At 38.3% G+C, this 12849-nt stretch carries 10 protein-coding genes; all 10 read left to right on the top strand.

The features are described 5' to 3' along the window. Positions 1–546 (top strand): DUF1287 domain-containing protein, encoded by a 546-nt coding sequence (locus CVT17_RS06695; RefSeq protein ID WP_107859022.1) that lies wholly within the window; start codon positions 1–3, stop codon positions 544–546. A gap of 60 nt (positions 547–606) precedes the next feature. Further along, positions 607–2196 carry an ABC-F family ATP-binding cassette domain-containing protein gene (locus CVT17_RS06690; RefSeq protein WP_107859023.1) on the top strand — a complete coding sequence of 530 codons (1590 nt, stop codon included), beginning with the start codon at positions 607–609 and terminating at the stop codon, positions 2194–2196. Between the two features lie 688 nt (positions 2197–2884). Further along, entirely contained in the window at positions 2885–4285 is a 1401-nt protein-coding gene (locus CVT17_RS06685) for an aspartate ammonia-lyase (RefSeq protein ID WP_072595163.1), read from the top strand. A gap of 91 nt (positions 4286–4376) precedes the next feature. Beyond that, the gene (locus CVT17_RS06680) at positions 4377–5864 is read left to right on the top strand and encodes an anaerobic C4-dicarboxylate transporter (RefSeq protein WP_107858877.1); all 1488 of its coding nucleotides are present in this window, start codon (positions 4377–4379) and stop codon (positions 5862–5864) included. Between the two features lie 293 nt (positions 5865–6157). Then, on the top strand, positions 6158–8431 hold the full coding sequence (phsA, locus tag CVT17_RS06675; protein ID WP_107858878.1) for a thiosulfate reductase PhsA: 2274 nt from the start codon (positions 6158–6160) through the stop codon (positions 8429–8431). Positions 8432–8440: 9 nt separating this feature from the next. Next, on the top strand, positions 8441–9004 hold the full coding sequence (locus CVT17_RS06670; protein ID WP_004317626.1) for a 4Fe-4S dicluster domain-containing protein: 564 nt from the start codon (positions 8441–8443) through the stop codon (positions 9002–9004). Continuing rightward, a complete protein-coding gene (gene nrfD, locus CVT17_RS06665; RefSeq protein WP_107858879.1) occupies positions 8997–9932 on the top strand; it encodes an NrfD/PsrC family molybdoenzyme membrane anchor subunit in 936 nt (311 codons plus the stop codon). The genes CVT17_RS06670 and nrfD overlap by 8 nt, the downstream gene beginning before the upstream one ends. A gap of 90 nt (positions 9933–10022) precedes the next feature. Beyond that, positions 10023–10691 (top strand): response regulator transcription factor, encoded by a 669-nt coding sequence (locus CVT17_RS06660; protein WP_107858880.1) that lies wholly within the window; start codon positions 10023–10025, stop codon positions 10689–10691. Next, a complete protein-coding gene (locus CVT17_RS06655) occupies positions 10675–11781 on the top strand; it encodes a sensor histidine kinase (RefSeq protein WP_107858881.1) in 1107 nt (368 codons plus the stop codon). Before CVT17_RS06660 ends, CVT17_RS06655 begins: the two co-directional genes overlap by 17 nt. Before the next feature lie 49 nt (positions 11782–11830). Further along, complete coding sequence (gene ruvB, locus CVT17_RS06650) at positions 11831–12841, top strand: Holliday junction branch migration DNA helicase RuvB (protein ID WP_021090089.1); 1011 nt, start codon at positions 11831–11833, stop codon at positions 12839–12841. The last annotated feature ends 8 nt before the right edge of the window (positions 12842–12849 follow it).

The following is a 12849-nucleotide window of genomic DNA, read 5'->3' as shown; positions in this document are numbered from 1 at the left end:
ATGAAGAAATTTCTACTTTTGGCTCTTTTTGCCACGCAAATTTTTGCCTTTTCGGCGAGTAAATTTGTAAATGACGCTAGGTCGCAGATCGGTGTGACGCTAAGTTACGATCCAAGCTACGAAAGGCTCGCCTATCCTATGGGCGACGTGGATATCAAAAAGGGCGTTTGCACAGACGTTGTGGTAAGGGCGCTACGTCATCAGGATATGGATCTGCAAAGGCTCATTTTTGAAGATATGAGTAGAAATTTTGCAAGCTATCCTAAAAAATGGGGACTTAAAAAGGCTGATAAAAACATCGATCACAGGCGTGTTTTAAACATCGCTACCTATCTAAAAAGAAAAGGTTTTGAGGTGAGAGATGATAAATTTCTGCCAGGGGATATCGTCACATGGATGCTACCAAGAAATCTACCTCACATCGGTGTGATCTCAGATAAATTTGAAGGACAAACGCCGCTTGTCATCCACAATATCGGCTCTGGCGTGCAAGAAGAAAACATACTTTATAGCTACAAGATCACAGGGCATTTTAGACTAAAGTAGCAAATGGCTTTTTAATCAAATTTTAGGCAAAATCGCAAAAAACAAATTCAAGGAAAAATAATGTTAGAAGTTAGGGGACTTACTCAAAGATTTGCAAGCAGTTTGCTATTTGAGGATGTAAATTTAAAGCTAAATCGCCACAATAGATACGGACTAATCGGTGCAAATGGCGCTGGTAAATCGACATTTTTAAAAATTTTAAGCGGAGCTATCGAGCCAACTAGCGGCGAGATCATCATAGAAAATGGACTAAAGGTTGGCGTGCTTGGGCAAGATCAGTTTGCGTTTGAAAATTTCACGCTAAAAGATGCCGTGCTTTATGGCAACAAGCGCCTATATGACGCTGTAAAAGAGAAAGAGAAGCTCTATATGAGCGAGGAATTTACAGATGAGATAAATGAGCGCTTAAGTGAGCTTGAGATGATAAGTGCTGAAGAAGACCCAAGCTACGAGTACGAGACTAGGATAGAAAAAATCCTAAGCTCGCTTGGGCTAAATGAATTTGACAAGCTTATGAGCGAGGTCGAAAACTCAGATAAAGTTAAGGTTTTGCTAGCTCAAGTGCTATTTCCAAAGCCAGACATCTTGTTCTTAGACGAGCCGACAAACAACCTTGACATAGACGCGATCGCATGGCTAGAAAACGAGCTAAACCGCCACGAGGGCACACTTGTGGTTATCAGTCACGATAGGCATTTTTTAAATAGAGTTTGCACAAACATTTTGGATGTGGATTTTAAGAAAATTCGCGAGTTTTCAGGCAACTACGATGATTGGTATATGGCTGCAAATTTGATCGCAAAGCAGCATGAGATGGAGCGTGACAAGAAGCTAAAAGAGAAAGAGGAGCTGGAGAAATTTATCGCGAGATTTTCAGCAAATGCGAGCAAGGCAAAGCAGTCAACTTCACGTGCAAAACAGCTTGAAAAGCTTGATATCGCAGAGATCGCAGTATCAAGTAGGCGTGATCCTAGCATACTTTTTCGTGCAAACCGTGAGATAGGAAACGAGCTAATAGAGCTTAAAAATGTAAGTAAGAAATTTGATGATAAGGTGATATTTGAAAATTTTAACTTTAAGCTTGAAAAGGGCGACAAGCTAGCCATCATCGGTCATAACGGCGTTGGTAAAAGCACACTTTGTAAGATCATAATGGGCGAGATAAAACCTGACGCGGGCGAGGTGCATATAGGCGCGACCATCGAGCTAGGATATTTTGCGCAAGATACGGTAAATAAGATAGATGGCGAGCTAAAGCTTTATGAGTACTTGCAAGATGCTAAAAACAAGGACATAGACGAGATCAGAAAGTGCCTTGGTAGGATGCTCTTTAGCGGTGCCGAGCAAGAAAAGGCAGTTGGCGCGCTAAGTGGTGGCGAAAAACACCGAGTAAGACTAGCTCAGCTTATGCTTCATAGGCCAAATTTACTTGTCATGGATGAGCCAAATAACCACCTAGACCTTGAAGCTATCATCGCGCTTGGTGAGGCGTTTTATAACTTTAATGGCTCAGTTATCTGCGTGAGCCACGACAGGGAGCTAATAGACGCCTTTGCAAATAGAATTTTGCATCTAAAAGGCAATGGCGAAGTGGTTGATTTTAAAGGCACATATGAAGAATACAGAGCAAATTTGGGGCTTGAGAGCTAAAATTTGTTATTTCTTGCTCCTTATTGTAGGGGCAAGATTAAAATTTATATTTACTACAAAATCTTGCAAGTATTAATCTAGCTATATAAATTAAAAATAGCTTATAAAAATTATTAAAATCCAATAAAAAAAGACTTTATAAATAAGAAAGAAAATTAATAAGAATTTTTTTCTAAAGTATTAGTAAGATTTGTAAAAATAAAAATTTATTAAATAATATTTTTTTATGATGCTTTAGTTTAAGGGCTCTACTTAAAGAAATTTAATAAATTTACTTTGCAATATGGTGATATTTACTTAGTTTTTTTACTTTCTAAAGTAATATTAGAAATAAAATTTAACTTTATTTTTTTATATTTTTTTGGATATAAAAAAAGTGTGATTTAATATTTATTTTTATGTTATTTTTTTCTATATATTTACCTTTTTAAGCTTAAAAAAATTTAAATAAATTTGAGCTAATTATGAGCTTTTTTTATAATAAAAAGTGATATTATTATTAAAATAACAATTTATCTAAGCTATATTATTAAATATAGCTTAAAAGCTACTATAAAAATTTTTTCTCTAAAAGTCGTTTTATCTAGGCTAAAAGTCAAAGCTTAAAAAAAATAAGTAGTAATTAATATTTAAAATATTAAATATCTATATAATTTCATTAATACATTTTTTTATAAGGAGAATGGTTATGGCAACCAGAAAAGAACACGATTTTATAGGTGAGTTGGAAATCTCTGACGATTTTTATTATGGTATCCAAACATTTAGAGCTACCGAAAATTTTCACATGAGTGGTAGAACTTTAAAAGAGTATCCATATTTTGTAAAAGCATTTGCACAAATCAAAAAAGCAGCTGCACTTGCAAATAAAGAGGTTGGCGTTTTAGATCCTAAGATCGCTGATACTCTAGCAAAAGCCGCTGATAGAGTAATAGCTGGTGAGTTTTTAGATCAATTTGTGGTTGATATGGTTCAAGGTGGTGCTGGAACAAGTACAAACATGAATGCAAACGAGGTTATTACAAATATCGCACTTGAGAGCATGGGTCATAAAAAAGGTGAGTATCAATACATCCATCCTAACGATCATACAAACCTTGGACAAAGCACAAACGACACTTACCCAAGCTCAATAAAAGTAGCAACTTACGCAAAACTTACTGATTTGCTTGCTGCGATGAATCTGCTAAAAGATGAACTTGATAAAAAAGCAAAAGATTTTAAAGATATCATTAAAATGGGTAGAACTGAGCTTGAAGACGCAGTTCCTACAACACTTGGAAATACATTTAATGCATTTGCAAGCTACATTAAGAGCGATATAGAAAAGATCACAGCTGCACGCGAGTCAATGACATATCTAAATATGGGTGCAACTGCGATTGGTACAGGTATTAACTGCCACCCTGATTATAAAAATGTAGTTGTTAAAAAGTTAAAAGATATCACTGGTGTCGATTTCAAAAAAGCTGATGATTTCATCGCAGCTACACAAGATACAGCAGACTTTGTTCACGTAAGTGGTGCGTTAAAAACTGCAGCTGTCCGCCTAAGCAAGATCGCAAACGACCTTCGTTTGATGAATTCAGGCCCAAGATGCGGTCTTGGTGAGATAAATTTACCGCAAATGCAACCAGGCAGCTCAATCATGCCAGGCAAAGTAAACCCAGTTATCGCTGAGGTTGTAGGCGAAGCGTGCTATGAAGTAATCGGTAACGACGTAACTATCATGCTTTGCTCAGAAAGAGGCGAATTTGAGCTAAATGCGTTTGAGCCAGGCATCGCTTATGCGCTATTTAACTCTATATTTATCCTTGAAAATGCGATGAAAACACTAGCTGAAAAAGCTGTAAGAAAACTAACAGCAAATCCTGAAGCTTGCTTAAAATCAGTTCTAGGCTCAGTTGGTATCGTAACTGCGTTTAACCCATACATCGGTTACGAAAAATCAGCAAGTATTGCTAAAGAAGCTTTGCAAACTGGTAAAGCAGTTGGTGATATCTGCCTAGAGAGAGGTTATCTAAGCAAAGAAGAGATCGATAAAATTTTAGAGCCAAAAAATATGCTAAATCCAAGCATGGTTAGGTAAAAATTTAAGCAAAGTATTATTAAAAGCGTGTCAAAATTCTGACACGCTTAAGTAAAAATTTTAGTTATAAAATTTAATAGAGGAGTTTTCAATGGATATTTCATTGATATTACAGTTGATCGTACTCTTTGGTGCGATATTCTTGGGTGTTAGACTAGGCGGTATGGCCATTGGTTATGCTGGTGGCATTGGCGTCGTAGTTTTAACTTTAGGACTTGGATTAAAAGCAGGTAGTATACCTTGGGATGTTATTTTAATCATTATGTCCGTTATAGCTGCTATTACAGCGATGCAAGTAGCTGGTGGCCTTGATTATTTGGTGCAAATAGCCGAAGGGATACTAAGAAAACATCCAAAATATATAAATTTCTTAGCCCCGGTCGTTACTTACTTGCTAACTGTATTTGCCGGTACTGGACACACAGCATTTTCTATGATTCCAGTTATTACCGAAGTTGCAAAGACACAAAATATTAAGCCTAGCGCGCCTCTTAGTATAGCTGTTGTTGCTAGTCAGATAGCTATTACTGCAAGCCCGGTTTCAGCAGCGGTTGTATTTATGGCTGGTGAGCATGCCTTGGGCGGACTTGGCATTAGCTATCCATTACTATTAGCTATCTGGATACCTACAACTTTTATTGGTTGTATGCTAACAGCTCTTGTTATAAATATATTTTATAATCTTGATCTAAGTAGCGATAAAGAGTATCAAAGAAGACTTAAAGAGGGGCTAATCAAAGATGTTAAAATCGAAGAGAAAAAAGAGCTTCCAAAAGGAGCTAAACTATCTGTTTTAATATTCCTAGTTGGCGTTATCTCTGTCGTTTTATATGCTACTGCTATTAGTAAAAATGTAGGTTGGATAAAACCAAGCTATGTAACAGGCTATGAAAAGATTTATGAGACCAAAAGTCCAGATAAATTTAATGAACTAGTCGCAAAAGATATAAAAATCAAAACTGACTCAGCTACTAATGTAAAATATGTAGAAGATCCAGATAAACCTACAAAGGTGTTGGTATTAACTAGAGATAACGCTATTATGAGCTTTATGCTAGTTATCGCTACTTTAATCACACTAACTTGTGGCGTTAAAGTCGATAAGCTATTTAATACAGCTACATTTAAAAGCGGTATGACCGCGTGCGTCTGCGTGCTAGGTGTAGCGTGGCTTGGAGATACTTTCGTGGTAAATCACACCGATGCGATCAAAAATTTTGCCGGCGATTTTGTTAAAGACTATCCGTTTATGCTAGCTGTTGCGCTATTTTTTGCTAGTATGCTTCTTTATTCTCAAGCTGCTACCGCAAAGGCTCTTATTCCTACAGTTATAGCCGCACTTGGTTTAACTGCTGCAAATAACGGTGACGCATATATTTTGGTTGCATCATTTGCTGCAGTTTCAGCATTATTTGTGCTACCAACATATCCGACACTACTTGGAGCCGTTCAAATGGATGATACTGGAACAACTAGGATAGGTAAATATATATTCAACCACTCCTTTTTTATTCCAGGCGTTTTAGCTATTGCTTTTTCTGTTGCACTTGGATTTTTGATAGCTCCGATACTTTTATAAGTATTTTAAATCAAGCTTAAGCCGAGATCTCTCTCGGCTTTTTAAATTCCTTTAAAATTTTTATTTTCTATTCAAAATCTTTAATCAAAATTTTATATTTAAATTTTTTATAAGATCGCGTTAAAAATTATATTAATTAAATTTATCATTTTTAGAATTTTACTCATTTTGATATTAGAATACTCATTTTTTAAAACTAAAAATCTAAATATAAATATTAAGTAAAATTTAATTTTATTTTCAACTTTAAATACTAGAATAACTAAAGGCAAATATCTTTTAAAGGGAGAAAGATGAGCTTAAATAGACGAGAATTTTTAAAATTTGGTGCTGGAGTTAGTATGGTTGCATCGTCCTTACCGGGTGGTGCTTTGGAAAATGCTGCAAAGCAAGATGAGAAGTACGTCCGTAGCTTTTGCGAGATGTGCTCTTCAAGATGCCCTATTGAAGCAAAGGTCGTTGATAATAAAATTTGCTTCTTAAGCGGTAATCCAAAAGCTGGTGGTACGGCAACTTCGCTTTGCGCAAGAGGTGGCTCTGGTTTTAGTCAGCTTTATGACGAAAATAGAGTCAAAAAGCCTTTGATCAGGGTTGGTGAGAGAGGAGAAAATAAGTGGCGTGAAGCTAGCTGGGACGAGGCACTTGATCTAGTTGCTTCAAAAATGCTTGAGATCAAGCAAAAGTATGGCCCTGAAAGCTTCGTTTTTACCTGTAAAAGCTCGCAAACGCATAAGCTAATGGTAAATTTTGCCTCATCTTACGGCTCGCCAAACTGCTTTTCACACTTTTCGTGCTGTCCGATCACCTATCAAATGGTCTGCGAGCAGATGTATGGCATCGCTAAGCTAAAAAGAGACTTTGCAAATGCAAAATACGTTGTAAATTTTGGCCACAATCTTTTTGAAGGCATAGTTATAGCCGATGCTAAAAAGCTTGCTAAATTTGCGGCTAAAAAAGATACAAAGCTACTTGTGCTTGAGCCAAGATTTAGCGTGGTGGCTTCAAAGGCTGATGAGTGGTTGCCAGTTAGACCTGGTACTGACCTAGCTTTTGTGCTAGCTATCATAAATACATGGATACAAAATGGCACTTACGATAAAGAATTTATTGAAAAATTTACAACCGGCTTTGATGAGATCGTTAAAAGCGTAGAGGGCAAAACGCCTGAATGGCAAGAGACAATCACTGGCATAAAAGCAAGTGATGTTAGGCGAATCGCTGATGAAATTTATAAAGCTGCCCCAAGAGTTATTTTTGATTTTGGTCATAAGACAACCACCACAAAAGCTGAATATATGAGGACAAAGGCCATCATGGTGGCAAATGCGATGATGGGCAACTGGGAGGTCAAAGGTGGTCTTTTTGGTGGTAAAAATGCTAAAACCTTTAACAAACTAGTTGGCGAGGATAAATTTCCAGTTCTTAAAAATCCAGATGATAAATTTAAAGTACCAAAAGTCACTAGACTAGACTTTGCTGGCGAGACTGGTAGGCATAAATTTGTAAGCAGAAAACATGGCGTTTTGATGGATATAAATGACGCTATCTTAAGCGAGAAACCATACGCCATAAAAGGCTGGTTTAACATTCGCTTTAATCACCTAATAAATGTTGCTGAGACGATGAAGAGCATAGAGGCGATGAAGAAGCTTGATTTTATCGTGGTAAGTGATGTTTATCTAAACGATATGGCGACCTTTGCTGATGTCATCTTGCCTGAGAGTAGCTACCTAGAGCGCGACGAGGGCATAGAGGATAAGTCAGGTCTAAAGCCAGCTTATATGATAAGAAATAAAGTTATTGATCCAGTTGGCGACACAAGAGATGGGGCGTTTATCTTTAGAGAGCTAGCACGCCGCATGAAGATAGATGAGCTTTATACTTGGAACGACATACGTGAGTTTAGGATGCAACAAGCTGGCGGAGATGTAAATTTACTTGCTACGCTGGAAAAAGATGGCTTTATCACGTGGGATGAGCCGGGAATTTTGTTTAGAGAAAAGGGCATGATCGATAAATTTGTCGCTAAATATCCAGTCGCATCTAAATTTGTAGGCGAAAATGGTCTAATGGATGATATGGCTAAGCTTAAAACAAAAAGCGGCAAGATAGAGCTATTTTTACCTGATGTTGAAGCGCAGTTCGCAGGATATGGCGCGCTAAATGACAAAGATATGGATACATTTGACGGACACGAGCTTTGCTTAACCTGTGGCAAAACGCCTGTCCATACTAACGGCCACACCCAAGCAGTGCCATTTTTAAATGACCTCATGAGCGATAGCCCTATCTGGATCAATCCAAACACCGCTAAAAAGCAAAATTTACGTGACGGCGACATGGTTTTGGTCAAAAATAAATTTGGCGAGCAAAAGGGCAAGCTTATGGTGACTGAGGGCATTAGAGAAGATACGCTCTTTATCTATCACGGCTTTGGACACATCACGCCAGGCCTTAAGAGCATAGATCACGTGGGACTTAACACAAGCGTGCTTCTTGATCCAGCTGAGGGTCCGGTGGCTGCGACTATGGTTACAAATGTTGGCGTTAGCATAAGTAAAGCGTAAGGATAGAAAATGAAAAAATATATGATGATACATGATGAAAATTTATGCATCGGCTGTCAAGGCTGCTCAGTAGCTTGCAGAAGTGCAAACAACGTGCCAAGGGGACTTTACCGCTTTCAGGTGCATGCAAAGATGAGTGGGACATTTCCAAATTTAAAGACTGACTTTTTACGTCAAAGCTGCGTTATGTGCGAAGATGCACCTTGTGTTGAGGTTTGCCCAACTGGCGCTAGCTTTAAAACTGCTGATGGCGTGACGCTGCTTGATCACAGAATTTGCGTTAGTTGCAAGTACTGCATCCTAGCCTGTCCATACGACGCTCGCTATGTCTTGCCAGATGGCGAGATAGGTAAATGCACATTTTGCTATGAGAGCAGGCTAGAAGAGGGCAAAGACCCAGCTTGTGTTAGCGTCTGCCCTACAAATGCCCTAACTTTTGGCGATGTAAATGATGAAAACTCTAAAATTTCAAAGAAACTAAAAGAGAGCAAATACTACTTGCCAAAAGCGGAGCTAAATACAAAACCTTCACTTGCGATGATCGCAAATACAAAAGGAGCACACCATGAATAACATGTCAGGAAGCCTAGCTCAATACACAGAAATTTACTGGGGCTGGCCGATAGCTTTTTATCTATTTTTAGCAGGACTTAGTGCAGGTGCTAGCATCGTTGCTGTGCTTATCTCAAATAAATTTGGCAAGGATAACTACTACTTTAAAGCAGCCGCTCTTATCGCTCCAGTGGCGATCGTCCTTGGACTTGCTCTTTTGGTGCTTGATCTTGGCAAGCCGCTTAGCTTTTACTGGATACTTCTGCTTTACAACTTCGACTCAGTCATGTCAATAGGTGTTGCACTGCTTCTAGTTTATACGCCTCTTAGCGTTATATACGCGCTTGGCGCATTTAAAAACGAGATCGCAATGCTTAAAATTTCTCTTTTTGACGTGGTTGCAAATTTAGCTAGCAAGCTTTCAAGCCTACTTGAAATTTTGCTTTTTATCCTAGGTATTGGCGTTGGTGCATATACAGGCTTTTTACTAAGTGCAGCTCATAAGATCACACTTTGGAATACATCAGTCTTGCCGGTATTATTTTTAGTATCAGGCTTGAGCTGTGCTGGTGCATTTACGTTACTTGTTGGCGTGCTAAAAGATAAGGCAAAAAGGCAAAACGATATTGCACACTATTTATTAAAATTTGATTTTTTTGCAATTATTGCCGAGTTTTTGCTCATAGTTGCTCTTTTTATGGTTGTAAAAGGTGCAAGCACAAGTGGTGCGCAGAGCGTAGCAAACGCACTTAGCGTAAATTCTCTTGGGCTAATGTTTTATGTTGGCGTCATTGGTTTTGGTATGGCTTTGCCTATTATTTTAGACTTAAGCGTTTTAAAGGTGCATGATTTTAAACGCGAATTTGCCGTGATCAACGCATTATTCGTAATATGTGGCGTCTTTTTGCTAAGGTGTTACATTGTCTATGCGGGGCAAATTTTTATTTAATACTTAAAAAATAATTTTAATTTTGAATTTACCTATTAAATATTACAATAGTGCTAAATCTTAATAAAACTTATTTTTTAGGAGAGAGATTTGAAAATTTTGCTTTTAGAAGATGATTTAGGGTTTCAAGAGAGCGTCTGTGAGTTTTTACAGACGCTTGGTTATGAAGTTACAGCGGTGAGTGATGGCCAAGAGGCGTGTGATTTGATAGAGAAAAATTTCTATCATCTTTTTATACTTGATATAAAAGTACCTGGCGTAAATGGACATGAAGTTATCAAGTACATAAGAAGTCTAAATCCAAACGCTCCTATCATGATAACAACATCTTTAGTTGATATAGGCGATATGGCGATTGGCTATGAGCTTGGCTGTAACGAATACCTAAAAAAGCCATTTGAGCTTGCTGAGCTTAAATTTAGAGTAGCTGAGCTTATGAGAAAATACTATGGAACTGATGATAAAAACATAGTAAAGATCAATGACGAGTTTAGCTTTAATCTAAACAAGCGTGCGCTATTTAAAAACGGCAAAATGGTCGATCTTAGTGCAAAAGAAGTCGCACTTGTTGAGTGTCTAGTTTCACATCTAAATTCTTACGTCAGCATGGAAGAGCTTAGAGATCTTGTCTGGAACGATAAAGATATAGAGGGCGCTGATATAAGAATGCACGTTTTAAAGATAAGAAACAAAACGACAAACGACTTTATCATCTCAAAGAGGCGCATAGGCTATAAAATAGATGCACAAGAGCTTTAAGATCCAGATCATAGCGACATTTGTGATAATGTCGCTTTTTTGTTTTCAAAGCTTTGTGATCCTAAATTTAAGCCAAAAAAATAGCACCTCAAAAGCCCTTTTTGGCGCAATGAAGCATGAAACTATTATCAAAAATTCGTTTTTAAAAAATGAAAATATAACTCCTTCTTTAAAGTATAAATTTGCAATCTATGATGTAAATTTTAATCCTATTATTTCAAATCTCGCCAAGCAGCCAAGCAACTTTAAATTTGTAACACTTGAAGAAAATGGCTGCTTGTTTTATAAAAGTTTTTTTATAAAGGATAAAACGCCTTATTACATTGTCGTTGAAAAAGAGCTTGATAATGAAAAAAGCATATTTCTAGCGGCACTTATGCTCCTTGTCATCCTTGTGGCTGTGCTTTTTATCGTCTATTTTTTATATCTAAGCAGCGTTAAGCCTTATAAAGAGTTTCAAAAGTATATGAACAACTTCTTTAATGACGCCATGCACGAGCTAAAGACCCCACTTGGCGTAGCTGGCATGAACCTTGAGATGCTTGGGCTTGAAAACAAGTATATAACTCGCATCAAAAACGCCTTAAAACAGATGCAAATAACCTACGAAGATGTCGAGTATTTTATAAAGCGTGGCTACATAAAATTTCCACTTGAGCGGCTAAATTTAGGCGAATACATAATAGAGCGAGTGAAATTTCTCTCAAGTGTGGCTGAAGTTAAGCACATCGTTGTAAAGACAAATTTAGCAAGCGATGCATTTACTATGCTAAGCAAGGTCGAAGCTCAGCGCATCATCGATAACACCATCACAAACGCCATAAAATACAGCCAAAAGGAGAGCGAGATACTAATAAATTTAAGCTTTGAGGATGAGCGCATAAAGCTTAGTGTGCAAGACTTTGGCAAGGGGATAAAGGACGTCAAAAAGGTCTGGAAGCGCTACGTTAGAGAGGATGAAATCCAAGGCGGCTTTGGCTTAGGGCTAAATATCGTCAGCGAAATTTGTCAAAAACACGATATTTTATACAGCGTTGATAGCGTCTATGGCAAGGGCAGCACCTTTTACTATAAATTTAAACGAGCTTAAATTAAGCATAAAAGCGTAAAATGAAGCCTTAAATTTAGAAGGAAAAACTTTGGATAGAATCGTTGAAATCGAAAAAGTAAGCTTTGAAAATGACTTTGAAGTCTCGCTTAGACCGACAAAATTTGAAGACTACATCGGACAAGAAAAGATCAAGCAAAATTTAGATGTCTTTATAAAAGCAGCCAAAAAGCGAAATGAGTGCCTAGATCACGTGCTATTTTACGGCCCTCCAGGACTTGGTAAGACGACCCTTGCTCACATCATCGCAAACGAAATGGGCGTAAGTATCAAAATGACCGCAGCGCCGATGATAGAAAAGAGTGGTGATCTAGCGGCGATCCTTACAAATTTACAAGAGGGCGACGTGCTTTTTATCGATGAGATCCACCGCCTAAGCCCAGCTATCGAGGAGGTGCTTTACCCTGCGATGGAGGACTTTAGGCTAGACATCATCATAGGCTCAGGGCCGGCTGCCCAGACTATCAAGATAGACCTGCCAAAATTTACACTTATTGGCGCAACGACACGTGCTGGTATGATCTCAGCGCCTTTAAGAGACCGCTTTGGGATGGACTTTAGGCTGCAGTTTTACACAAGCAGCGAGCTAAGCCGTATTGTGCAGATCGCCTCAGCTAAGCTTGGCAAAGAGTGCGACAAAAACGCTTCTTTAGAGATCGCCAAACGCTCACGTGCCACACCTAGGATCGCTCTTAGACTATTAAAGAGGATTCGCGACTTTGCCGAGGTAAATGACGAGCAAATCATCAGCCACGAGCGCGCAAAAGAGGGGCTTAACGCGCTTGGTGTAAATTCGCTTGGATTTGACGAGATGGATATTAGGTATTTAGAAATTTTGATGCAAGCAAGGCGCCGTCCTATGGGGCTTAGCACGATCGCTGCGGCACTTAGCGAGGACGAGGGCACGGTTGAAGATGTTATCGAGCCATATCTGCTTGCAAATGGCTTTATCGAGCGCACAGCAAAGGGCAGGATCGCAAGTGCGAAGTGCTTTGAGACCTTTAACGTCAAGATTGACATCGAAAAAGGGCTTTTTGAGTAGAGAAATTT

Source organism: Campylobacter concisus, assembly GCF_003048775.2.
Classification (GTDB): domain Bacteria; phylum Campylobacterota; class Campylobacteria; order Campylobacterales; family Campylobacteraceae; genus Campylobacter_A; species Campylobacter_A concisus_I.
Note: the sequence above shows the minus strand (reverse complement) of the source record. Positions and strands in the feature narration are given on the sequence as shown.

Excerpts from the sequence above, each read along its gene's own strand:
- CVT17_RS06695 (WP_107859022.1), top strand. The coding sequence starts at position 1 with ATGAAGAAATTTCTACTTTTGGCTCTTTTTGCCACGCAAATTTTTGCC.
- CVT17_RS06670 (WP_004317626.1), top strand. The coding sequence starts at position 8,441 with ATGAAAAAATATATGATGATACATGATGAAAATTTATGCATCGGCTGT.
- nrfD (WP_107858879.1), top strand. The coding sequence starts at position 8,997 with ATGAATAACATGTCAGGAAGCCTAGCTCAATACACAGAAATTTACTGG.
- CVT17_RS06690 (WP_107859023.1), top strand. The coding sequence starts at position 607 with ATGTTAGAAGTTAGGGGACTTACTCAAAGATTTGCAAGCAGTTTGCTA.
- phsA (WP_107858878.1), top strand. The coding sequence starts at position 6,158 with ATGAGCTTAAATAGACGAGAATTTTTAAAATTTGGTGCTGGAGTTAGT.
- CVT17_RS06655 (WP_107858881.1), top strand. The coding sequence starts at position 10,675 with ATGCACAAGAGCTTTAAGATCCAGATCATAGCGACATTTGTGATAATG.
- CVT17_RS06680 (WP_107858877.1), top strand. The coding sequence starts at position 4,377 with ATGGATATTTCATTGATATTACAGTTGATCGTACTCTTTGGTGCGATA.
- CVT17_RS06685 (WP_072595163.1), top strand. The coding sequence starts at position 2,885 with ATGGCAACCAGAAAAGAACACGATTTTATAGGTGAGTTGGAAATCTCT.